The sequence below is a fragment of the Variovorax sp. AB1(2024) genome, assembly GCF_037482385.2.
Lineage (GTDB): Bacteria > Pseudomonadota > Gammaproteobacteria > Burkholderiales > Burkholderiaceae_C > Variovorax.
The window spans coordinates 508833-532008 of the sequence record NZ_JBBHKP020000001.1 but is presented as its reverse complement, the minus strand read 5'-3'; the positions used below and the strand labels follow the sequence as shown (position 1 = coordinate 532008).

Sequence of the window (23176 nt, the reverse complement as noted above, 5' to 3'; positions counted from 1 at the left end):
GTCAGGTGGTTGGACCTCCCCTTGCCGCCGCGGGTGCTTGCCAGCCGCCGCCCAGCGCCTTGTAGAGCGCGACGAGGCTGGTGTACGAGGCGGTTTCGGCCTCGGCCACGGCATCCTGCGCGCGCAGCAGGGTGCGCTGGGCGTCGAGCACGCTCAGGTAGGGCGCGGCGCCTTCGCGGTAGCGCACCTCGATCAGTTCGGCGGCGCGGGCGCTGCGGGCCGAAGCCTCCACCAGCCGCTGCAGCCGCAGCTGGTTCTGGCCGTACCCGGTGAGGGCGTTCTCGACGTCCTCGATGGCGCGCAGCACGGTCTGCTCGTAGAGCGCGCGGTCGCCTTCGGCGCGGGCCTGGGCGCCGCGCACGCGGGCCTTCACGGAGCCCAGCCGAAGGGCGGTCCAACCCACGCCGGGCGTCACGCTGAAAGCCCGGCTCGACGAGCTTCCCAGGTCGGAACCGCGCAAGGCGATGAAACCGAGGAAGCCGCCGATGTCGAAGCGCGGATACAGCTCGGCCGTGACCGCGCCCACGTCCGCCGTGCTGGCCGCGAGGCGGCGCTCGGCGCGCAGCACGTCGGGCCGGCGGCGCAGCAGGTCGGCCAGGTCGCCGACGGGCAGGCGCCTGTCGAGTGCATGCAGCGGCCGGGGCTGCAGCATCGGTTCGAGCTCGGCGGGGCGCAGGCCGGCCAGCACCGCGACGCGGTAGGCGGCCTGGCGGCGCGTCGTCTCGAGCGCCGGCAGCTGGCTCTCGGTGCTCGCGAGGTTGGCCTGCGCGCTCGCCAGGTCGCCCTCGAGGCCGCGGCCGGTCCGCACCTGCGCATCGGTCACGCGCAGGCTCTGGCGCAGGCTGTCGAGCGTGCGGCGCGTCACGGCAATGCGCTGCTCCGCACCGCGCATCTCGTAGTAGTTGCGGGCCAGTTCGGCCACGGCCACGATGCGCACCTGCTCCAGGTCTGCGGCGCTGGCTTCGGCGCGTGCGGTCGCTGCTTCATCGAGCCGCTTCAGCCGGCCGAACAGGTCGATTTCCCACGAGGCGTCGAAGCCCGCGCGGCTGCTCTGCGCGAGCGATCGCACATCGGGCTGCAGGCCGTTGTTGCCTTGCGCGATGCTGCGCGTCTTGCTCGCGCCTGCGGTGACCACCGGCAGCCGGTCGAGCTCGGCTTCCGTCTGCGTGGCGCGGGCTTCGAGCAGCCGGGCCTGCGCGATGCGGATGTCGTGGTTGGCGGCCAGCGCGCGGTCGATCAGCGCATCGAGCTGCGGGTCGTCGAGCTGGCGCCACCAGTCGCGCTGCACCGCGTCGCCGGCGAACAGCGAGCGCTCGGGTGCGGAGATGGCAACCGGCGCATCCGAAGGCGCGGTGTACTCAGGCCCGACCGCGCAGCCCGCCAGCACGAGCAGGCTCAACGCAAAGGGTGCTGTGCATGAAAAAAGTCGGTTCATCGTCATGCTCCTTCGGCCAGCGCATCGAGTTCGGCCGTGCGCCGCGAGCGGCCCGCCGCGCGGTGGTCGCGCGCCAGCAGCGTGTACATGGTGGGCAGCACGAACAGCGTGAACAGCGTGCCCACCAGCATGCCGACCACGATCACCAGGCCGATGCTGAATCGGCTGTTGGCGCCCGCACCGCTCGCGAACAGCAGCGGCACCAGGCCCATCACCATCGCGGCCGTGGTCATCAGGATGGGGCGCAGCCGTATGCGCGCGGCCTCTTCGATCGATGCGCGCCGGTCGAGGCCCTTGTGCATCTGGATCTCGTTGGCAAACTCCACCATCAGGATGCCGTGCTTGCTGATGAGCCCGATCAGCGTCACCAGCCCGATCTGCGTGTAGATGTTGATGGTGCCGAAGCCCAGCGCCAGCGGCACCAGCGCGCCGCAGATCGACATCGGCCCGCTGATCAGGATGATCAGCGGGTCGCGCAGGCTCTCGTACTGCGCGGCCAGCACCAGGTAGATCACCACGATGGCAAACACGAAGGCCATCACCAGGGCGGAACCCTCCTGCGTGAACTGCCGCGCGTCCGACTGCCAGTCGTAGCTGAAGCCGGCCGGCAGCTTCTTCGCCTCTTCGCTCAGGAAGGCCACCGCGTCGCCCATGGTCACGCCCGGCGCCGGAATGGCCTGGAAGGTGGAGGCGTTGAGCTGGTTGAACTGCGTGAGCTTGTTGGGGCCCACGCTGGTCGACAGCTGCACCAGATTGGCCAGCGGCACGGGCTGGCCGCTCGCGCTCTTCACGAAATAGCGCGAGAGCGCCTCTGCCGTCAGCCGCTGCTCGCGCGGCGACTGCGGAATCACGTCATACGAGCGGCCGTCCATGCCGAAGCGGTTGACGTAGTTCTCGCCCACCAGCACCGCCAGCGTGTCGCCGATGGACTTCATCGTCACGCCCAAGCTGTTGGCCTTGGCGCGGTCCACGCGGAGCTCGACCGTGGGACTGTTGAACTCCAGGTCGCTGTCGACCACGGCGAACTTGCCGCTGTCGCGCGCCGACTTCTTCAGCGCTTCCATGGCCTCGAAGACGGTGCGGTGGTCGCCCGCGCTGCGGATGACCATCTGCACCGGCAGCCCGCCGGTGGAGCCTGGCAGCGAGGGCAGCTGGAACGCGAAGACGCTGCTGCCTTCCACCTCGTTCATGCGGCCCTGCGTGTCGCCCTGGATCTGGTCGGCGTTGCGCTTGCGGTCTTTCCAGTCGGACAGCTGCACGCCGCCGATGCTGTTCGACACGCCGTCGGAGCCGTTGATGAGCCAGCGGCCGGTGTTCTCGGGCAGCGTGGCAAACACCTCGTCCCACTTCTTGCCGAACTTCTCGACGTAGTCGATGTTGGCGTGCTGTGGCGACTTGATGGCCGTGAGCACCATGGCCTGGTCTTCGCCCGGAGCCAACTCGCGCTGCGCCGCGTTGTAGAGGAAGGGCAGGCTGGCCAGCACCAGTGCTGCGAACGCGCCGGTCACCCAGCGGTGGTGCAGCGACACTTCGAGCAGCCGGCCGTAGCCTGTGGCGAGCCGATGGAAGAACGACTCCGCCGCGCGCGCCATGCGGCTGCCGGTGGTGTCCTGCGGCAGCAGGAACGAACTCATCACCGGCGACAGCGTGAGCGCGATCACGCCCGACACCACCACCGCGCCCGCCAGCGTGAAGGCGAACTCCTTGAAGAGCGAACCCGTGAGCCCGCCCATGAGGCCGATGGGCGCGTACACCGCGGCCAGCGTGAGCGTCATCGCGATCACCGGGCCTGCCACTTCGCGCGCGCCGATCAGCGCGGCCTGCACGCGCGACTTGCCTTCCTCGATGTGGCGGTGCACGTTCTCGACCACCACGATGGCGTCGTCCACCACCAGCCCGATGGCCAGCACCATCGCCAGCAGGGTCAGCAGGTTGATGCTGAAGCCGAACAGCAGCATCAGCGCGGCGGCGCCCAGCATCGACAGCGGAATGGTCACCACCGGAATCAGCACCGCGCGCACCGAGCCCAGGCACAGGAAGATCACGATCACCACGATGGCGATGGCTTCGAGCAGCGTCTTGCGCACCTCGTCGATGGAAGCCTCGATGAAGCGAGCCAGCTCGAAGGGCAGCTGCACTTCCACGCCCGGCGGCAGGTTCTGCCTGATGCCGGGCAGCAGCTCGCGGATGCGCTTCACGATCACCAGCGGGTTGCCGTTGGGTGCCGCCTGCAGGCCGAGGTAGATGGCGGGCACGCCGTCCATCGTGGCGCTGCTGTCGGCGCTTGCGGCGCCCAGCTCCACGGTGGCCACGTCGCCAAGGCGCACGATGGCATCACCGTCGCGCTTGACCACCATGTCGCGGAACTCGGCCACGTTCACCAGGTCGGTGTTCACGCGGATGTTCGACACCACGTACAAGCCCTTCACCTGCCCGGGTGCGGCCTGCACGTTGTTCTGGCGCAGCGCGTCGGCCAGCTCGCCGGCCGAGATGCCGCGCGCGGCCATGCGGTTGGGGTCGAGCCACACGCGCATCGCCAGCGTCTGCCCGCCCGAGACCTCGACGCCCGACACGCCGGTGATGGACGCGAACTGCGGCTGCACCACGCGCGAGAGGTAGTCGGTGAGCGCCGGCATCGGCATCGTCTTGCTCGAGAAGCCGACGTAGGCCACCGCAGTGGCCTCGCCCGATGACTTCAGGATCACCGGGTCGAAGGCCTCGGCCGGCAGCCGGTACTTGACCTGGCTGACCTGCGCCATCGCCTGAGTGAGCGCCTGGTTGGCGTCGGCGTTGAGCTTCATGCGCACGCTGATCACGCTGCGGCCCAGCGTGGAGGACGACGACAGGTAGTCGACGTTCTCCATGGTCGCCACCGCCTGCGCGATCGGCTGCGTGACGAAGCCCTGCATCAGCTCCGGCGAGGCGCCGGGGTACTGCGTGGTGATGGTGAGCGTGGTGCTCTCGGTCAGCGGGTATTGCCGCACCGGCAGGTCGCCCAGCGCACCCGCGCCAAGCAGCAGGATGAGCGTGCTCACCACCAGCGCCAGCACGGGCCGGCGCACGAAGAGGTCGGTGAACTTCATGGCCTGGCTTCCTGTGCGAGGGCCAGCGTGTCCTTGGCCGCCGGCATCACGGCCGCGCCGGTGTACAGGCGCAGCTGGCCTGAGGTGACGACCTTGTCGCCGGGCGCGAGGCCCGTCTCGATCACCACCAGCCCATCCTGCCGTTCGCCGGCTTTCACGAACACCTGCTGCGCGGTGAAGCCATCGCCCTTTTCCGCGGGCCGCACCACGAACACCGAGTCGCCGTGCGTGCTGTAGGTGATGGCCGTCTCGGGCACGGTGATGGCGTCGGTGCGTGCAGGCAGCGCGACCTTGCCATTGACGAACATGCCGGGCGTGAGCGTGCCGTCTGCGTTGTCGATGGTGGCCTGCAGGCGCACGGTGCGTGTGTCGCTGCCGATCTGCGGCTCGATGGTGCTGAGCCTGCCCTGGAACACCCGGCCCGGATACGCATCGACCGACAGCGCCACCTGCTGGTTGCGCTGGAGCATGGGCAGCGCCGTCTCGGGCAGCGTGAGGTTGGCGAACAGCGTGCGGCTGTCGGTGAGCGATACCAGCGCATCGCCGGCCCGCACGAACTGGCCGAGGTTGACGCGGCGGATGCCGAGCACGCCGTCGAACGGCGCCTTGACGCGCTTCTGCTCCAGTACGGCGTGGGCGCGCCGCAGGTCGCCGCTGGCCTGGTCGAAGGCGGCCTGCGCCTGTTCGAGCTGTTCCTGCGTGGCGGCCTGCTGCGGCAGCAGGCGGCGCGTGCGTTCCAGCAGCGCCTTCGCATTGGCGCGCTGGGCCGTCAGGCGCTCCAGGTCGCCTTGCTCGGGCGCGTCGTTGAGCTGCACCAGCAGCTGCCCTGCGCGCACCTGGCCGCCGGGCGTGAAGAGGATCTTCGCGACGCGGCCCTCCAACTCGGCCGGCACCTCGACCTGCCGGTTGGCCTCCAGCGTGCCGATGCCGCTGAGGAAGCGCGCCACCTCCGTCTTCCGCGCGGTGGCAACGGCCACCTTGGCCGGCGGCATGCCAGCGTCCTGCGCGTGTGCCGGCTCGAGCTTCGTGACGAGCCCGTAGCCGGCTCCCCCCAGTACCAATGTCGCCAGGCCAGCGCCCAGCCACGCCCTTGATTGCTTGTTCATTACGACGCCCATTATTAATCAAAGAAAGTGCTTGGATTATTTGATGGCGCCGGCTGCCTGTCGAGGAAGGCCCGGCAATGGCCGTCATAGGCTGGGGCTATTCGAGCGAACACCTGAAGCCACGTCGGCACCGCGAGGCGACGGCCGTTTTTTTACGCTTTCTTTACGGCCGTACCTTCACTCTTTCCCCCGTTTTGACGCACGACTGCCGAGACTGAAGCCCATCTTTTCTCGTTTGCAGGAGTGATGCATGGACATCGTCTGGATGGGCGCCTTGCTGGCGCTTTGGGCCGTGGTGGGGGCCATGGTGGTGGGGCTGAACAGGCTCGACGCACCGAAGCCATCGAACAAGACCGACGGAGCGCCGTCATGATCAGCCTCGAAGTTCTCTATGGCTTCGGCGCGCTGATCGCCGTGGTGCTTTTCGCCTACCTCGTGTTCGCGCTGATCTGCGCGGAGGAATTCTGAAATGACTTCCTCCGCCTGGGGCCTGCTGGCCCTTTTCCTGGCCGCGCTGCTGGTGCTGGCCTGGCCCGTCGGCAAGTTCCTTGCCGCGCTGTGCGACGAGCGCGTGCCGCGCTGGATGCAGCGCGTCGAGGCGCCGCTGTACAAGCTCGCCGGCACGCAGCCCGGGCAGTCGATGCACTGGCTGCGCTACGCGCTCGCGCTGCTGGCCTTCAACGCCGTGGGCGCGATCTTTCTCTACGGCCTGCAGCGCCTGCAGGGCTGGCTGCCGCTGAACCCCGCGGGCATGACGGCCGTGTCGCCCGACTCGGCCTTCAACACCGCGGTGAGCTTCGTCTCCAACACCAACTGGCAGGGCTACGCCGGCGAGTCGACCATGAGCTATCTCACGCAGATGCTCGGCCTGACGGTGCAGAACTTCCTGTCCGCCGCCACCGGCATCGCGGTGGCCTTCGCGCTGGTGCGCGGCTTTGCGCGGCGCGGCGACGGCAAGGGCCTGGTCGGCAACTTCTGGGCCGACGTCACGCGCATCACGCTGTGGGTCCTGGGGCCGATCTCGTTCGTGCTCGCGATGATCTTCGCGGGCCAGGGCGTGATCCAGAACCTCGACGCCTACAAGGAAGTGAGCACGCTGGAGACCACCGCCTTCCAGCAGCCGAAGAACGGCGCCGACGGCCAGCCCCTGAAGGACGAGAAGGGCCAGCCGGTGATGGAAGACGCCACCACCAAGACGCAGACCCTGGCCATGGGCCCGGTGGCTTCGCAGGAAGCCATCAAGATGCTGGGCACCAACGGCGGCGGCTTCTTCAACGCCAACTCGGCGCATCCTTATGAAAACCCGACGGCGCTGGTGAACCTGCTGCAGATGATCGCGATCTTCCTGATCCCGGCCGCGCTGTGCTTCACCTTCGGCCGCGTGGTCGGCGACATGCGCCAGGGCTGGGCCGTGCTCGCGGCGATGACGATCATGTTCGTCATCGCGGTGATGGTCATCACGCCCGCCGAGCAGGCCGGCAACCCGCTGTTCGCCTCGCTGGGCGTGGACCAGGTGTCGAGCGCGCTGCAGGCCGGCGGCAACATGGAAGGCAAGGAAGTGCGCTTCGGCATCGATGCCTCGTCGCTGTTCGCCGCCATCACCACGGCCGCTTCGTGCGGCGCGGTCAACGGCATGCACGACTCGCTCACCCCGCTGGGCGGCATGGTGCCGATGGTGCTGATGCAGCTGGGCGAGGTGGTGTTCGGCGGCGTGGGCTCGGGCCTGTACGGCATGCTGATCTTCGCGATGCTCGCGGTGTTCATCGCCGGGCTGATGATCGGCCGCACGCCCGAGTACCTCGGCAAGAAGATCGAGGTGCGCGAGATGAAGCTGATCTCCATCGCCATCCTGGTCACGCCGGTGCTGGTGCTGGCGGGCACGGCGGTGGCGGTGATCGCGGGCGCCGGCAAGGCCGGCATCGCGAACCCGGGCGCGCACGGCTTCTCCGAAATCCTGTACGCGCTGACCTCGGCCGCCAACAACAACGGCAGCGCCTTCGCGGGCCTGTCGGCCAACACGCCCTTCTACAACGGCCTGCTCGCGCTGGCGATGTGGCTCGGCCGCTTCGCGATGATCGTGCCGGTGCTGGCCGTGGCCGGCGCGCTGGCCGCCAAGAAGCGCCTGCCCGTCACCAGCGGCACGCTGCCCACGCACGGTCCGCTGTTCGTCTCCCTGCTGATCGGCACGGTGCTGCTGGTCGGCCTGCTCAACTATGTGCCGGCGCTGGCCCTGGGCCCGATCGTCGAACACCTCGTGCTCTGGAAATGAGAAGGAGCGCAACATGACTACTGCCAATACCAAGACATCTCTCTCGCTGTTCGACGCGGCGCTGGTCAAGCCCGCGCTGTGGGCCGCCTTCGCCAAGCTCGACCCGCGCACCCAGTGGCGCAACCCGGTGATGTTCATCGTGTACATCGGGAGCATCCTGACCACGGTGCTCTGGGTGCATGCGCTGAGCTTCCCGGGCGACACCGGCATGAAGCCCGCCTTCGTGCTGGCCGTGACCATCTGGCTGTGGTTCACCGTGCTGTTCGCCAATTTCGCCGAGGCCCTGGCCGAGGGCCGCAGCAAGGCGCAGGCCGCTTCGCTGCGCGGCCTGCGCAAGGACACCTGGGCCAAGAAGCTGCAGGAGCCGCACCACGGCGCCCAGTGGCTGCCGGAGCAGGCGCCCAACCTGCGCAAGGGCGACGTCGTGCTGGTGGAGACCGGCGACGTCATCCCGCTCGACGGCGAAGTGATCGAAGGCGTGGCCTCGGTCGACGAAAGCGCCATCACCGGCGAATCGGCGCCCGTGGTGCGCGAATCGGGCGGCGACTTCTCTGCCGTGACCGGCGGCACCCGCGTGCTGTCCGACTGGCTGGTGGTGCGCATCTCGGTGAATCCGGGCGAGTCTTTCCTCGACCGCATGATCGGCATGGTCGAGGCCGCCAAGCGCCAGAAGACGCCCAACGAGATCGCGCTGACCATCCTGCTGGTGGCGCTGACCATCGTGTTCCTGATGGTCACGGTCACGCTGCTGCCGTTCTCGATCTTCAGCGTGGAAGCCGCCGGCGCCGGCACCGTGGTGTCGCTCACCGCGCTGGTCGCGCTGCTGGTGTGCCTCATTCCGACCACCATCGGCGGGCTGCTGTCGGCCGTGGGCGTGGCCGGCATGAGCCGCATGATGCAGGCCAACGTGATCGCCACCTCGGGCCGCGCGGTGGAAGCCGCCGGCGACGTCGACGTGCTGCTGCTCGACAAGACCGGCACCATCACGCACGGCAACCGCCAGGCCACGGCCTTCCTGCCCGCGCCCGGCATCACCAAGGCCCGGCTGGCACGCGCCGCCATGTTCTCGTCGCTGGCCGACGAGACGCCCGAAGGCCGCAGCATCGTCGAACTGGCCCGCCGCGACGGGCTGGACACCACTGCCGTGGAGGGCGCGCGCTTCGTGCCCTTCACCGCGCAGACCCGCATGAGCGGCGTCGACCTGCCGGCCGCGCCCAACAGCCTGGACACCGACGACATCCTGCTGCGCAAGGGCGCGGTCGAGGCGGTGCGCCGCCACGTGGAAGCGCTCGGCGGCAGCATGGCGCCCGAGGTGCTGCGCGCGGCCGAGGAAACCGCGCGCCGCGGCAGCACGCCGCTGGCCGTGGCCGAAGGCGACCGCGTGCTCGGCGTGGTCGAGCTCAAGGACATCGTCAAGACCGACATCAAGGAGCGCTTTGCCGAGCTGCGCCGCATGGGCATCAAGACGGTGATGATCACCGGCGACAACAAGCTCACGGCGGCGGCCATCGCGGCCGAAGCCGGCGTGGACGACTTCCTGGCCGAAGCCACGCCCGAGGACAAGCTGGCGCTCATCCGCCAGTACCAGTCCGAAGGCCGCCTGGTGGCCATGACCGGCGACGGCACCAACGACGCTCCCGCGCTCGCGCAGGCCGACGTGGCCGTGGCCATGGGCAGCGGCACGCAGGCGGCCAAGGAGGCCGGCAACATGGTCGACCTGGACTCCAACCCGACCAAGCTGCTGGAAGTGGTGGAGACCGGCAAGGCGCTGCTCATGACGCGCGGCTCGCTCACCACCTTCTCCATTGCCAACGACGTGGCGAAGTACTTCGCCATCATTCCGGCGATCTTCGTGTCGACCTATCCGCAGCTGGGCGCGCTGAACGTGATGCGCCTGGCGAGCCCGTCCTCGGCCATCCTGAGCGCGGTGATCTTCAACGCGCTGGTCATCGTGTTCCTGATTCCGCTGGCACTGAAGGGCGTGCGCTACCGGCCCGTGGGCGCCGCGTCGCTGCTGCGCCGCAACCTGGCCATCTACGGCCTGGGCGGCCTGCTGGTGCCCTTCATCGGCATCAAGCTGATCGACTGGCTTCTTGTCGTCGTCCATCTCGTCTGAGGAGTCTTCCATCATGAACAACAACAGCGGCAACATCGCCCGCCCCGCGCTCGTGCTCTTCGTGCTGCTGAGCGCGCTCACCGGCCTGATCTATCCGATGGCCGTCACCGGCGCCGCCAAGGCGGTGTTCCCCGCGCAGGCGGCCGGCAGCCTGGTCGTGCTCGACGGCACCACGGTGGGCTCGAAGCTCATCGGCCAGAACTTCAGCGATCCGAAGCACTTCTGGGGCCGCCCGTCGGCCACCGCGCCGCAGCCCTACAACGGCGTGGCCTCCGGCGGCTCGAACCAGGGCCCGCTCAACCCCGCGCTGACCGACGCCGTGAAGGCGCGCGTCGAGGCGCTGCGCGCGGCCGACCCGGGCAACACCGCGCCGGTGCCGGTCGACCTGGTCACCGCATCGGCCAGCGGCCTCGACCCCGACATCAGCCCGGCCGCCGCGCGCTATCAGGCTGCGCGCGTGGCGCGCGTGCGCGGCATTCCGGTGGACCGCGTCAACACGCTGATCGCCGACAACACCGAGGGCCCCAAGTGGGGCTTCCTGGGCGAGCCGCGCGTCAACGTGCTCGCGCTGAACATCGCGCTCGACGCTTTTTCAGGTTCCTTCAGTCCTTCGACGCCCCGTTGAGGAGAAACAAGCCATGGCCTATGCCGCCTACCGAGAACACCCCGGCGTGCCGCGAACGCACGCACTCATGAGCAAGCCGAACAGCAGGCAGGGCGCAAAAGGCCCGTACTACGTGCTCGACGTCACCGTCTGCTGCGCCGACGCCCTGCGCGTGCGCCGCAGCATGGCCGGCTGCCCCGACGCGGGCGTGGTGCGCTGCGAACCGCTGCTGCACGCCTGCAGCACGCAGGAAAGCGATGCGCCCTGCGTGCGCCTGATGATCCGCCTGCCCATCGGCAGCTATGCGGACGTGCTGCACCGCCTGATCGAGTGCGTGCCTTCGGGCGAGATCGGCCGGCTCGTGAGCTGGCGCGATCACCTCGCGCGCTGCGGCCTCGGCCATGGTCACTGACCTGTTGCTGGCACTGCTGGCCATGGCGGCGCTGTTCGTGCCGCTGGGCTTTGCCTGGTGGGTGCTCTCGCGCACCGCGCGGCGGCACGCGGACCGCCGCAAGGACCCTCCGATGCGATAACCTGCGCGCCACCCATGCTCGACGACCGCCCCGACCCCGACGCCCTGCTCGCGCAACTGCGCAGCGACGAGGCGCGCGCGCAGCGCGGCAAGCTGCGCATCTACTTCGGCGCCAGCGCGGGCGTCGGCAAGACCTGGGCCATGCTGAGCGCCGCGCAGCGCGAGCGCGCCGCCGGCCGCGACGTGCTCATCGGCGTGGTCGAGACCCACGGCCGCAGCGAGACCGCCGCGCTGCTCGCGGGGCTCGACGCGCTGCCGCTGCGCGAACTGGCCCACCGGGGCCGCACCCTCGCCGAGTTCGACCTCGACGCCGCGCTGGCCCGCAAGCCCGCCGTGCTGCTGGTCGACGAGCTGGCCCACACCAACGCGCCCGGCTCGCGGCACGCCAAGCGCTGGCAGGACGTGCAGGAGCTGCTGGCCGCCGGCATCGAGGTGTGGTCGGCGCTCAACGTGCAGCACCTGGAGAGCCTGAACGGCACCGTCGGCGCCATCACCGGCGTGCGGGTGCACGAGACCGTGCCCGACACCGTGCTCGACGAGGCCGACGAGGTGGTGCTGGTCGACGTCACGCCCGACGAGCTCACGGCGCGGCTCGCGGCCGGCAAGGTCTACCTGCCGCAGCAGGCCGAGCGCGCGGCGCAGAACTTCTTCCGCAAGGGCAACCTCATCGCGCTGCGCGAGATTGCGCTGCGGCGCACCGCCGAGCACGTGGAAGACGACGTGCGCGGCTGGCGCGTGGAGCAGTCGGGGCCGGGCGCCGGCGGCAACGGAAAAGGGCGCGGCCTGCAGGCCTGGAACACCTCGGGCGCGATCCTCGCCTGCGTCGGTCCGCACGAAGGCGCTGCGCAGACGGTGCGCACCGCCGCGCGGCTCGCGGGCCAGCTCAATGTGCGGTGGCATGCGGTGTATGTCGAGACGCCCCGCCTGCAAAGGCTGGCGGCCGCCGAGCGCGACCGCATCCTCGCCGTGCTCAAGCTGGCCGAGGAACTGGGCGCCGCCACGGCGGTGCTCACCGGCTCCGACGTGGCGGAGCAGCTCGCCGAACAGGCGCGGCGCCTGAACTGCGCAACGCTGGTGCTCGGGCGCCCGGAGCCGGCCGCGGGCTGGCGGCGCTGGTGGCCGGCGGCCGCGTCGCCGACGCTGTCGCGCGCGCTGGCGCAACGCGCGCCCACGCTCGACATCATGGAAGTCGCGCCGGCCGACAGCTCGCGCCGCCTGTCGCGCGCGCCGCTGGAAGGCGCGCGCATCGACAGCGACGACCACGAGAAGGCACCCACCTACTGGCCGGCCTACGCCTGGGCCACCGCCACCAGCATTGCGCTGACGCTGGTGTGCACGCCGCTGGCCCGCGTGCTGGAGCTGTCGAACATCGTCATGCTGTTCCTGCTGGGCGTGGTGGGCGTGGCAATGCGCTTCGGGCGCGGGCCTTCGGCGCTGGCGGCATTGCTCAACGTCGCAGCCTTCGACTATTTCTTCGTGCCGCCGCGCATGTCGTTCGCGGTCAGCGACGTGCAGTACGTGCTGACCTTCGCCATCATGCTGGGCGTCGGCCTGCTGGTGGGGCAGCTCACGGCCGGGCTGCGCTTCGCGGCCGGTGTGTCGACCAGCCGCGAACGGCGCGCGCGTTCGCTGTTCGAGCTGACGCGGGAGCTCTCCGCCGCGCTCGAAAGCTCGCAGGTGGTCACGCTCGGCACGGCCGCCGTGCAGGGGCATTTCGGCGGCCATGCGCTGGTGCTGGTGACCGACGCTGCCGACCAGCTCGTGATGCCGGACCACGCGCCCGAGGGCTTCGATCCGCAGGTGGCCGACTGGGCCTTCCGCCACGGCCAGCCGGCCGGCCTGGCGACCGCCACGCTGGCCGCGCAGCCCTGGCACTACGTGCCGCTGCGCGCGCCGATGCGCGTGCGCGGCGTGCTGGCGCTGTCGCCCGCGCAGCCGCGCTGGCTGCTCATTCCCGAGCAGGCGCAGCAGCTCGACACGCTGGCGCGGCAGATCGCCATCGCGCTGGAGCGGGTGCACTACGTCGAGGTGGCGCAGCAGGCCGTGGTGGAGATGGAATCTGAGCGGCTGCGCAACGCGCTGCTGGGCGCCATCTCGCACGACGTGCGCACGCCGCTCACCGCGCTGATCGCGCTGGCCGAGTCGCTGCAGACCCTGCCGCCCGAGGAGCATGACAACGCCGCGCGCGCCATCGTCGCGCAGGCGCACGAGCTGCATGCGCTGGTCAACAACCTGCTGGACATGGCGCGGCTCGAAAGCGGCATCGCCGGCGGCGCGGTCAACCTGCGGCGCGACTGGCAGTCGGTGGAAGAGGTCGTGGGCTCTGCCATCCGCGCGGCGCGCACCTCGCTGGGCGACACCGTCGTGCGCACCGCGCTCGACGCCGGGCTGCCGCTGGTCGAGTTCGACGCGGTCCTGATCGAACGCGTGCTCGTCAACCTGCTCGAAAACGCCACCAAGTACGGCGCGCCGCCCATCGAAGTCGGCGCGCGGGCCGAGCCCGGCACGCTGGTGCTCACCGTGCGCGACCACGGCCCGGGCCTGCCCGCCGCGCTGCTCGGCCACGAGCAGAAGCTGTTCGACAAGTTCACGCGCGGCGAGGCCGAATCGGCGACGCCGGGCGTCGGCCTGGGCCTGGCCATCTGCAAGGCGGTGGTGAGCGCGCACGGCGGCGAGATCACTGCCGCGAATGCGCGCGGCGGCGGTGCAGAATTCACGGTCACGCTGCCGCGCCGCGAGCCGCCCGAATCCGCCGAAGCCCAACTCTGAAGCCATGCCAGCCCCTACCGCCATCGTGATCGAAGACGAGCCGCAGATCCGCCGCTTCGTGCGCGGCGCGCTCGAGGCCGAAGGCTGGTTGGTGCACGAAGCCGGCACCCTTCGCGACGGCCTGGCGGCGGCCGGCACGCGCCAGCCCGACCTGCTGGTGCTCGACCTCGGCCTGCCCGACGGCGACGGCGTCTCGCTGATCCGCGACGTGCGCGGCTGGTCGGCGGTGCCGATCATCGTGCTGTCGGCGCGCACCGACGAGGCCGACAAGATCGCCGCCCTCGACGCCGGCGCCGACGACTACCTGACCAAGCCCTTCGGCACCGGCGAACTGCTGGCGCGCGTGCGGGCCAACCTCAGGCGCCCCCGCGCCGCGGGCGGCGGCAACGACGAACCGGCTGACGCGCTGTTCCGCTTCGGCGAGATCGAGTTCGACCGCGCGGCGCGGCTCGTGCGGCGTTCAGGCGTCGAGGTGCACCTGACGCCCACCGAATACCGGCTGCTGTCGGTGCTGGTCGCAAACGCCGGCCGCGTGCTGACGCAGCGCCAACTGCTGCGCGAAGTGTGGGGACCGTCACACACCGACCAGAGCCACTACCTGCGCATCTACATGGGGCACCTGCGGCAGAAGCTGGAGGCCGATCCGGCGCAGCCGCGTCATCTGCTGACGGAGACGGCGGTGGGGTATCGGCTGGTGGCGTAGTGCTATCGGTACCCTGCGTTGGCGTTGTCCGCTAGAAGACTATGGTGAGGCAGCCGGCCTCAAGCTCCCGACCGCGCCGTACCGTTTACCGGGCGCTCTACCCGGAGACCACGATCACTTGTTCGGATTCAGCAGGAACTTCTCACCGGTAGCCTGCTTGCCATAAACCCCGATCGCATCAAGCTGCAGCATTTCCACCAGCGACACCTCGCGCGTGTACTTGCTGGCAAACGTCGTCTTCAATTCGGCGACGACCCGTGCCTTCAGGCGCTTCGTGCCTTCGTCGCCGAGCTTGCCGAGGAACGGGAACAGCAGCCACCCGCCCATGCCCCACGCCATGCCGAAGTTGCGCACGAATTCGGTGGGAGAGCGATCAAGGCCGCCGTAGATGTACACCTGCTTGTGCGTGGTCGAGCCGTAGCGGCTGTATTCCTTGGCGGTGCGGTTCAGCGCCGCTTCCATGCAGCCGAGGATCTGCCCGGCCAGCTTGCCGCCGCCTGTGGCGTCGAAGGCCAGCGTGGCGCCGGTCTCCACCAGTGCCTGCGTGAGGTCTTCCAGGAAGGTGGGCGAGGTCGCGTTGCACACGTATTTCGCGCCCAGGCCGCGCAGCAGGTCTTCCTGCTCCTGCTTGCGCACGATGTTGACGAGCGCGATGCCGTCCTTCTGGCAGATCTTGTTGAGCATCTGGCCCAGGTTGGACGCGGCGGCCGTGTGCACCAGCGCCTTGTGGCCCTCCATGCGCATGGTCTCGACCATGCTCAGCGAGGTCAGCGGGTTGACGAAGCACGAGGCGCCTTCGGCCGGCGTGGTGCCGTCCGGCAGTTCCAGGCACTGGGCGGCGGCGAGGCAGCGGTACTGCGAGTACATCGCGCCGCCGATGGCCGCCACGGTCTTGCCGAGCAGCGCCTGCGCGGCCGGCGACGATCCGGCCTTGACCACCACGCCCGCGCCTTCGTTGCCGACCGGCATCGACTGGTCGAGCCGCGCCGCCATCGCGGGGAGCGCGCGCTCGGGCACGGTGGCGGTGACGACCGGGCGATCGGGCGTGCCCGAGGCCTTGGCGGTGCTCATGTCGGCGGCGCCGAACAGCAGGCCCAGGTCCGACGGATTCAGGGGCGACGCCTCGACGCGGATCACCACTTCGTGGGCCTGCGGCTCGGGGATCGGATCGTCGTGCAGAGAGAGTTCGAGTTCGCCGTTCGCGCGAACGAGGGAGCGGATTTGGAGTGCCATGGAAGAGCCCTTCGTGAAGCTTCGCAGATGGCCATCGGCCACGGGGCGGCCAGTATAGGAGCGGGGTACGGAAGCCGCTGGCGCCTTCAGGACACCACGGGGATCACGGGGGCATGCGCCAGCGCGTGGCGCATCTTCGCGGGGTCGAGCCGCTCGATGTAGCGCGGGATGTTGCGCCACAGCGTGTGATAGCCGTAGCCGCCGCGCAGCATCTCGTGGCGTGCGCTGTCCTTGTCCCAGTCCTGCACGGCCATGCGGTAGACCGCTGCGATCACGCCGGTGCGGTCGGCCCCGTGCATGCAGTGGATCAGCACCGGGCCCTGCTTCTGCGCCTCGCGGATGGCGAGCAGCGCGCGCAGCACCTTGGCGTCGTCGATGGACCAGGTGTTGATCGGCACGCGCACCAGCCGCATGCCGGTGCCGGCGAACACCTTCTTGTCGTCGTTGAACGAGCGCAGGCTCACCACGGTGCGGATGCCGAGCGACCGCAGCGCGGCCATGTCGGCGCGCCGGGGCTGCGCGCTGCGGTACAGCGTGGGCGTGATGCGGTGCAGGTTCTCCACCCGCAGCTCGTCGAGCGGGTCGGCCCAGTGGCCGGGGCGCGTTTCGTGGTCGTCGCTGCCAGCCGCGCTCATGGCTTGCGCTTCCAGTGCCGCACCGTGAGGATCAGCAGCGCCACCGCGAGGCCGCCCCAGTAGTCGACCGGCGCGCCCCACAGCCAGTGCTTGTGCCAGAACGCGTCGACCGGGTTGAAGCGCGCCCAGCCGAAGGCCGGGTTGATGATGAACCAGAGAAAGTCCTCGCAGACCCAGAACACGATCAGCCCCGCCACCGCGAGCCCGACGTTGCGCCACGTCCAGCGGCCGTTGAAGGCCAGCGGCGAGAAGAACACCAGCGCCATGAAGGTGAACACCCATGCGTGGTAGCCCGTCATCGCGCGGCCGCCCCAGAAGATGTCGAGCCAGATGCTGTTCTCGATGCGCCAGGTCGGCAGCGACGTGGCCCAGCCGGCACCGCCTTCGATCTGGATCTCGGCATTGGCGAAGAAGAAGGCCATGACGGCCACCCAGGCGAGATAGCCGAGCGTGCGGCCCACGCCGGTGTTTTCGGTTTCGCGGCTCATGCGGCGCTGCCCGACAGAACGTGTTGCAGCACCGCGCGCGCCGCCTGCGGCTTGCCCAGCGCGCGGCTGCGGGCCGCCATGTTCGCGAGCTTTGCGGTGTCGGCCATCAGGCGCGCCACCTTGTAGTCGAGGCCGATGGCGTCGTAGGCCAGCCACGCGGCGCCTTCTTCCATCAGGAAGCCGGCGTTGTGCTCTTCCTGCCCGGGGATGGGCGAGATCAGCAGCATCGGCTTGCCCAGCGCCAGGCATTCCGACACCGTGAGCCCGCCGGGCTTGGTGACGACGAGGTCGGACGCGGCCATCATCTTGTGCATTTCGTTGGTGAAGCCGACGGCGACCACGCGCCCCGGGTGGCGCCTGGCCAGCGCCTCTAGCTTGCCGTATGCCTCCACGTTGCGGCCCGCCACGGCAATGACCTGGAAGTTGCCTTCCCCGCCGAGGCCGAGCACGCGCTCGACCATGCTGGGCAGGTCGCCCACGCCCGCACCGCCCGAGGCCATCAGCAGCACCGGCCGCGAAGGATCGAGGCCCAGCTCGGCCGCGCAGGCATTGCGCGTGAGCGCCGGTGCATCGGGCTCGGAGAAGGCCGGCATCACGGGGATGCCGGTGACGTGGATGCGGTCCGCCGGAATGCCGCGCGCCCGCAGGCGGAACGCCACTTCTTCCGTGGCGGCCAGGTAGCCGGTCATGCCCGGCACGAGCCACATGTTGTGCAGGTCGTAATCGGTGATCTGCAGCCACACGGGGTAGTCGATGCGGCCGCGGTTGCGTTCGCGCATCAGCAGTTCCGCGGGCAGGAAGTGGGTGCAGATGACGGCGTCGGGCTGCTCGCGGCGGATTTCCTTCACGAGCGCGCCGGTGCTCAGCCGCTCGATGCCGCGGCGCAGGCGTTGCGATGGTGCGTGGTGCGGCGTGGTGTCGGTGCGCTGGTGCAGGTACGACCACAGCTCGGGGGCCCGGTTCACGAGCTGGATGTACCAGTCGGTGTAGACCTTGCGAAAGCCGCCGGCCACATGGGCCATCGCATCGATGTGGACCGCCGTGCAGGGCGGGGCGAGGGTCTGGGCGGTGGCGGCAAGCGCCTGTGCTGCACGCACGTGGCCGTTGCCGGCGCTCACGCTGAGGATCAGGAGTTTGGTCATGAAATCCGGGATTTGCGCGGATTATGGCGATGCCTTGTGGCAGTCCTTTTCCAGCTGTTGTTCAGGGCTCGCTCACGCCGACGGGGTGCCTTGCTCCGCGAATGTCCCCCGCCCTTCGGGCTCCTCCTTTATTTCGCTGCGCAAGGCACCCCGCCGTCGTGAGCGTTCAGAGCACTTGTTGATCGAGTGGAACAACGGCAGCGCTCGTTGTGCGCAGGGCGCCGGGTGCTCCCCGCAGCGAAATAAAGGAGGAGGGGCGCAGCCCCGGGGGACATTCGCGGAGGGGAGTACCCGGTGGCCTGCGCACGCATCCCGAACGCCTGAACCGAAAGCCTAAAGAGGCGCCCGAGAAGTGATGAACTGATTCACCCCCGCAGCAGCCCGCTCGCGAACAGCATCGAAAGTGGTGCTCTCCACGATGTGCCCGTTCTCGAACACCGTCTGCAGCAAGTCGGCCTGGCCTGCCGCCAGCGTCTCTTCACGCACAGTGCTTTCGACACCGTTCGCACCGCGCACCAGCGCAAGACGCCCCTTCTTCGAAGCCTTGCCCATGTCCCCCACGGGCGACTTGTACACGTCGCGCCACTCGCCGTTCACCTGCATCGCCGAGCACTTCATCGCCCACTGCATCGTGTCGCGGTTGACCTGCTGCAGCAGCCCGCCGCCCATGCCGAAGGAGATGTTCTCCGTCGAGAAACCGTTGTGGAAGAAGTTCGACAGGCACAGCCGCAGCGAATCGAGATTCACGCCGTCGCCCTGGATGATGCGCACGTTGTTCAGCACGCGGAAGCCCTTGGCGTTGGTCGTCGTGCCGAAGCGCTCGGCCAGGATCTGCGCCACCTTCAGCGTGGTCTCGGCCGGGTCGCCCGAGTCCGGGCGCACCACCAGCGTCGCGCCCGAGGCCACCACCTTCGCCTTCAGCTCGCCACCCCAGATGCGCGCGCAGGCATTGAAGATGTCGTAGCTGTCGCTCACCACCGCAAAAGTGGCGCCGGGCTTGCCGAACTGGTCCACCATGTTGCTGTACGCATCGGCTTCATGCTCGCGGCCCCAGCCCGTGATGGTGCTGTGCTCCGCCGCGGGAATCGAGAAGCCCGCCACGTCGCAATCGTAGTACCGGCGCGCCGCGACCAGCGCAGCGAGCGTGTCGGTGCCCATGAAGTTCACCAGGTGGGCCATGCCGCCGAGCGCGGCCGATTCGAGGCTCGACACGCCGCGCGCGCCGAAGTCGTGCAGCCGGAAGGCGATCTGCCCCTGCGGGTCGTCGCAGGTCGCTTCCAGGTAGCGCAGCAGCGTGGTGCGCGCGGCCGCCGACAGCGTGGCCACCGTGGTCGGGTACCAGATGGCGCGCAGCAGCTCGGTTTCCAGAAAGCTCGTCACCCAGAAGAACTCGGGGTCGGTGTTCTCGATGGTCGCCAGCACGTTGTGCACCGGCGTCACGCTGCCTTCGGGCACGGCGCGGATGCGCACCGGCATCAGCCCGCCGTGCTTCTCGATCAGCCGCAGCCAGCCTTCGCGGTTGAAGGGCTCGCCGTGCGCGGCCATCAGCAGGGCGGCTTCTTCCACGTCGTCGCGCGTCACCGGCGTCTGCAGGTATTCGCGCAGGTAGGCCTGCAGCCCGAAGAACAGCGAGTGGCTGAAGATGCCGCCGCGCGACTCGATGTAGCTGTACACCGTCTGCGTGCCGGGCGGGTACTGCATCCAGTGCGACACCTTGTAGGAGTCGGTGCGAAGCAGCAGGTTGTTGCCCAGGGGCGAGGAGGTGAGATTGCGGTTCATGTGAAAGCTCCTTTCACTGTGGCACCCGTCAACCGGGGCCGTTCTTGCTGACAAAGCCTGGTCGTTCAGTTCTTGCCCAGGCCACCCAAAAAATGATTCGCGATGAAGAAGTGGTCTTCGTAGATGCGGTCCTGCATGTCGAGGAACTCGGCAATGGGCACCCAGCGCACCTCGGCCGCGTCGTCGTCGGCGCGCACTTCCGAAAGGCCGGTCCACTGGTTGTGCGCCAGCTCGAAGAAGAAGCCGTGCGTGATGGTGCGCCCGCGCTGCGAGCGGTCGGGCGCGTCGAACACGTGGCTGGCCTTCATGCTGCCGTTGAGCACGGGCACGGGCACCTTGAGGCGGGTTTCTTCCTTCAGCTCGCGGATGGCCGCGTCCTGCAGCCGCTCCTGCTGGCCGACGAAGCCGCCGGGCAGCGCCCATGTGCCCTTGCCGGGATGGAACTTGCGCTGCACCAGCAGGATGTGGCCGGCCTCGACCACGACGGCGTCGACCGTGGTGTAGATGGGCGGAAAGTCGCTGCCCGCGTAGCGGTACTTGTCGCGGTAGTCGACGAGGAAGGCGCGCTCTTCGCAGAGCTCGGCGTAGTCGGCGGTGCGGGTGAACTGGTCGAGGAACGCGGCCGTGCCGTCGGGCAGGTCGGCGCGCGCGAGCTGGCCGCGGTTCTCGGGGTCGAAGTAGAGGCTGCGCACGTCGGTGGCGTTGAGGCTCTCCACGCTGTTCTGCCCGACGAACTCCCAGTGCGGGAACATCTTCAGGTAGTAGCTCGATGCGTCCTTCAGGTGTCCCACCAGCGCCACCCTGGCCTTGGCCGGTGCATGGCCGTCCTGCGCGATGAGCCGCTCGACAGCCGACTGGATCGACGCGATCCAGATCTGGTCGTTGTAGGGCGAGTCGCCCACGCCGACCACGCTCACGCGCATCTGGTCGCTGCTGCGCAGGCAGGCGCGCACCATGCGTTCGCGTTCGTCGAAGGTGAAGGGATTCTTGACGCTGCGCGGCTGCCGGTCGGAGCCGACCACCACGATGACCCGATCGGCGGCGCGCGAGGCCTCTTCGATGAGTCGTTGATGTCCGAAATGAACGGGCTGGAAGCGCCCGATGACGATGGCGTACTGGTACTTGCGTGCGTTTTGCGTGTTCACTTGGGAATCCCCCAAAAAGGGCGCGATCAACTCGCGCTTGCGTTCAGGATAGCATCGGTGCCGCACATTGATCAAGCCTTCCGATGACCGAGCCCTCTTCTCCCCCCGCCGATGCCGTGCGCCTGAACAAGCGCATGGCCGAACTGAAAATGTGCTCGCGCCGCGAGGCCGACGAATGGATCGCCAACGGCTGGGTGAAGGTCAACGGCAGGCCGGCCGAGATGGGCGTGAAGGTCACGCCCTCCGACCGCATCGAGATCGACAAGGCGGCCAAGGGCCAGCAGGCGAACCAGGTCACCATCCTCATCAACAAGCCCATCGGGTACGTGAGCGGGCAGGCCGAGGACGGCCATGAACCGGCGGTCACGCTGTTCACGCCGCAGAACCGCTGGGCCGAAGACAACGCGCGCTTCTTCTTCAGCCCGCAGCAGCTGCGCGGCCTCGCGCCGTGCGGCCGGCTCGACATCGACTCCATCGGCCTGCTGGTCATGACGCAGGACGGCCGCATCGCGCGCCAGCTCATCGGCGAAGACTCGGTGATGGAGAAGGAATACCTGGTGCGCGTGGCCTACCACGGCCTGGGCCAGCCCGCGCCCACCGGCCAGCTGGTGCGCATGGACGACGACGATCCCGTCACGACCAACGTGCAGGCGGTGTTTCCGCCGGCCATGCTCGCGAAGCTGCGCCACGGCCTGAGCCTCGACGGCCAGGCGCTGAAGCCCGCGCGGGTCGAATGGCAGAACCCCGAGCAGCTGCGCTTCGTGCTCACCGAAGGCAAGAAGCGGCAGATCCGCCGCATGTGCGAACTGGTCGGCCTGAAGGTGGTGGGCCTGAAGCGGGTGCGCATCGGCAAGGTCATGCTGGGCAACCTGCCGGTGGGGCAATGGCGATACCTGGCGCCGCACGAGAAGTTCTGAGCCTGCGCGCGCTGAACCGCGCCACGCTGGCGCGGCAGATGCTGCTGGCGCGGCGCAGCCTCGCGGCGACGCAGGCCGTCGAGCGGCTGGCCGGTCTGCAGGCGCAGGCGCCCAACCCGCCCTACATCGGCCTCTGGAGCCGGCTCGAAGGCTTCCGGCGCGAGCAGCTGACCGATGCATTGCACAAGCGGCGCATCGTGCGCATGTCGACCCTGCGTGGCACCCTGCACCTGATGAGCGCGCGCGACGCGCTGGCATGGCGCCCGCTGCTGGAGCCGGTGCATCAGCGCGGCCTGCAGGGCAGCAACCACAGGAAGGCGCTCGACGGCATCGACCGCGCGGCGGTGGTCGAGGCCGGACGCACGCTGCTCGCCGAGCGGCCGCGCACCGGCGCCGAACTCGGGCAGGCCCTCGGGCTGCGCTGGCCGGGCCGCGAGAGCGCCTCGCTCGCCGCGCTGATCCGCAACAGCCTGCCGCTCGCGCACCTGCCGCCGGCGGGCACCTGGAACTCGCACCAGAGCGCGCTGCTGCAGCCCCTTGGCGAATGGCTCGGGGATGCGGCAGCCGATGCCGCCCCCGCCACCCAGGACGACCTGCTGCTGCGCTACCTCGCCGCCTTCGGCCCCGCCACGCTGGCCGATGCCGGCGCATGGTCGGGCCTCACCGGCTGGAAGGCCGTGGCCGAGCGCCTGCGGCCCCGGCTGCGCGTGTTCGTGGGAGAAGACGGGCAGGAGCTCTTCGACCTGCCCCGCGCGCCCCTGCCCGACCCCGACACGCCCGCGCCGCCGCGCCTCGTGGCCGAGTGGGACAACCTGCTGCTCTCGCATGCCGACCGCGCCCGCGTGCTGAGCGAGGCGAACCGTGCGCGCGTGTTCACCGCCAACGGCATCGTGCGCGGCACGGTGCTGCTCGACGGCTTCGTGGCGGGCGTCTGGAAGATCGAGCGCGAGAAGAAAAAGAACATCGCCACCGTGCTGCTGGAGCCCTTCGCACGCTGGTCGAAGGCCGACCGCGCCGCGGTGGAGAGCGAGGCCCTCGGCCTGCTGGCCTTCGCGTCGGAAGGCGAGGGCGAACGCCACGCCGTGCGCATGGCCTGAGCATTGCCGCGGCGCGCCGTTGCCCCGCGCGATTGCCCCCGCGATGCACCCGCCGCCTAAGCTGCGTCTAAGTATTCCCACCTACTCTGCGCCACGGCGCAGGCTCTTCCGATCATCCCGGTC

At 69.4% G+C, this 23176-nt stretch carries 20 protein-coding genes; 11 read left to right on the top strand and 9 right to left on the bottom strand.

All coding sequences use genetic code 11. From position 1 onward, the window contains the following. Window position 1: 1 nt before the first annotated feature. From WIX39_RS02585 to WIX39_RS02575, 3 genes are read right to left on the bottom strand one after another with little or no spacing between them, the layout of a single operon-like run. On the bottom strand, window positions 2-1441 hold the full coding sequence (locus WIX39_RS02585; protein ID WP_106936502.1) for an efflux transporter outer membrane subunit: 1440 nt from the start codon (window positions 1439-1441) through the stop codon (window positions 2-4). Beyond that, a complete protein-coding gene (locus WIX39_RS02580) occupies window positions 1438-4518 on the bottom strand; it encodes a MexW/MexI family multidrug efflux RND transporter permease subunit (protein WP_409194445.1) in 3081 nt (1026 codons plus the stop codon). The genes WIX39_RS02585 and WIX39_RS02580 overlap by 4 nt, the downstream gene beginning before the upstream one ends. After that, window positions 4515-5624, bottom strand: coding sequence for an efflux RND transporter periplasmic adaptor subunit (locus tag WIX39_RS02575; protein WP_409194444.1), 1110 nt, complete (start codon window positions 5622-5624; stop codon window positions 4515-4517). The genes WIX39_RS02580 and WIX39_RS02575 overlap by 4 nt, the downstream gene beginning before the upstream one ends. A 250-nt stretch (window positions 5625-5874) precedes the next feature. Here WIX39_RS02575 and WIX39_RS02570 point away from each other — a divergent pair, with 250 nt between their 5' ends. The 9 genes from WIX39_RS02570 to kdpE are packed head-to-tail and all read left to right on the top strand — an operon-like array spanning window position 5875 to window position 14617. After that, entirely contained in the window at window positions 5875-5997 is a 123-nt protein-coding gene (locus WIX39_RS02570; RefSeq protein WP_267898696.1) for a hypothetical protein, read from the top strand. Then, window positions 5994-6092, top strand: coding sequence for a K(+)-transporting ATPase subunit F (gene kdpF / locus WIX39_RS02565; RefSeq protein ID WP_019657711.1), 99 nt, complete (start codon window positions 5994-5996; stop codon window positions 6090-6092). Before WIX39_RS02570 ends, kdpF begins: the two co-directional genes overlap by 4 nt. A 1-nt stretch (window position 6093) precedes the next feature. Continuing rightward, window positions 6094-7893: a potassium-transporting ATPase subunit KdpA gene (kdpA, locus tag WIX39_RS02560; protein WP_106936505.1), complete on the top strand. Its 1800-nt coding sequence runs from the start codon at window positions 6094-6096 to the stop codon at window positions 7891-7893. A 13-nt stretch (window positions 7894-7906) separates the two neighbouring features. Further along, window positions 7907-10009 carry a potassium-transporting ATPase subunit KdpB gene (gene kdpB, locus WIX39_RS02555; protein WP_106936506.1) on the top strand — a complete coding sequence of 701 codons (2103 nt, stop codon included), beginning with the start codon at window positions 7907-7909 and terminating at the stop codon, window positions 10007-10009. Window positions 10010-10022: 13 nt separating this feature from the next. Then, complete coding sequence (kdpC, locus tag WIX39_RS02550) at window positions 10023-10634, top strand: potassium-transporting ATPase subunit KdpC (RefSeq protein ID WP_106936507.1); 612 nt, start codon at window positions 10023-10025, stop codon at window positions 10632-10634. A 13-nt stretch (window positions 10635-10647) separates the two neighbouring features. After that, window positions 10648-11025, top strand: coding sequence for a hypothetical protein (locus WIX39_RS02545; protein WP_081267484.1), 378 nt, complete (start codon window positions 10648-10650; stop codon window positions 11023-11025). Continuing rightward, complete coding sequence (locus WIX39_RS02540; RefSeq protein WP_267898697.1) at window positions 11015-11146, top strand: hypothetical protein; 132 nt, start codon at window positions 11015-11017, stop codon at window positions 11144-11146. Before WIX39_RS02545 ends, WIX39_RS02540 begins: the two co-directional genes overlap by 11 nt. A 14-nt stretch (window positions 11147-11160) precedes the next feature. Further along, window positions 11161-13914 carry a DUF4118 domain-containing protein gene (locus tag WIX39_RS02535; protein WP_106936508.1) on the top strand — a complete coding sequence of 918 codons (2754 nt, stop codon included), beginning with the start codon at window positions 11161-11163 and terminating at the stop codon, window positions 13912-13914. A gap of 4 nt (window positions 13915-13918) precedes the next feature. After that, on the top strand, window positions 13919-14617 hold the full coding sequence (kdpE, locus tag WIX39_RS02530) for a two-component system response regulator KdpE (protein WP_106936509.1): 699 nt from the start codon (window positions 13919-13921) through the stop codon (window positions 14615-14617). A 114-nt stretch (window positions 14618-14731) separates the two neighbouring features. Here kdpE and WIX39_RS02525 read toward each other — a convergent pair whose 3' ends face one another. The 6 genes from WIX39_RS02525 to WIX39_RS02500 form a co-directional block, all read right to left on the bottom strand. Then, on the bottom strand, window positions 14732-15850 hold the full coding sequence (locus tag WIX39_RS02525; RefSeq protein WP_409194443.1) for a zinc-binding dehydrogenase: 1119 nt from the start codon (window positions 15848-15850) through the stop codon (window positions 14732-14734). An 86-nt stretch (window positions 15851-15936) separates the two neighbouring features. Further along, window positions 15937-16485: a dual specificity protein phosphatase family protein gene (locus WIX39_RS02520; RefSeq protein ID WP_409194442.1), complete on the bottom strand. Its 549-nt coding sequence runs from the start codon at window positions 16483-16485 to the stop codon at window positions 15937-15939. Then, window positions 16482-16973 (bottom strand): hypothetical protein, encoded by a 492-nt coding sequence (locus WIX39_RS02515; protein WP_409194441.1) that lies wholly within the window; start codon window positions 16971-16973, stop codon window positions 16482-16484. Before WIX39_RS02515 ends, WIX39_RS02520 begins: the two co-directional genes overlap by 4 nt. Next, the gene (locus tag WIX39_RS02510; protein WP_106936511.1) at window positions 16970-18115 is read right to left on the bottom strand and encodes an MGDG synthase family glycosyltransferase; all 1146 of its coding nucleotides are present in this window, start codon (window positions 18113-18115) and stop codon (window positions 16970-16972) included. The genes WIX39_RS02515 and WIX39_RS02510 overlap by 4 nt, the downstream gene beginning before the upstream one ends. Window positions 18116-18448: 333 nt before the next feature. Beyond that, window positions 18449-19894 (bottom strand): nicotinate phosphoribosyltransferase, encoded by a 1446-nt coding sequence (locus WIX39_RS02505; RefSeq protein ID WP_285414876.1) that lies wholly within the window; start codon window positions 19892-19894, stop codon window positions 18449-18451. A 65-nt stretch (window positions 19895-19959) separates the two neighbouring features. Beyond that, window positions 19960-21039, bottom strand: a complete 1080-nt coding sequence (locus WIX39_RS02500; RefSeq protein WP_106936512.1) for a bifunctional nicotinamide-nucleotide adenylyltransferase/Nudix hydroxylase — start codon at window positions 21037-21039, stop codon at window positions 19960-19962. 83 nt (window positions 21040-21122) lie between these two features. On the opposite strand from WIX39_RS02500, the gene WIX39_RS02495 reads away from it, so the two are divergent. Further along, window positions 21123-21956, top strand: a complete 834-nt coding sequence (locus WIX39_RS02495) for a pseudouridine synthase (protein WP_106936513.1) — start codon at window positions 21123-21125, stop codon at window positions 21954-21956. Continuing rightward, window positions 21923-23053, top strand: a complete 1131-nt coding sequence (locus tag WIX39_RS02490) for a winged helix DNA-binding domain-containing protein (RefSeq protein ID WP_409194440.1) — start codon at window positions 21923-21925, stop codon at window positions 23051-23053. The genes WIX39_RS02495 and WIX39_RS02490 overlap by 34 nt, the downstream gene beginning before the upstream one ends. Window positions 23054-23176 lie beyond the last annotated feature (123 nt).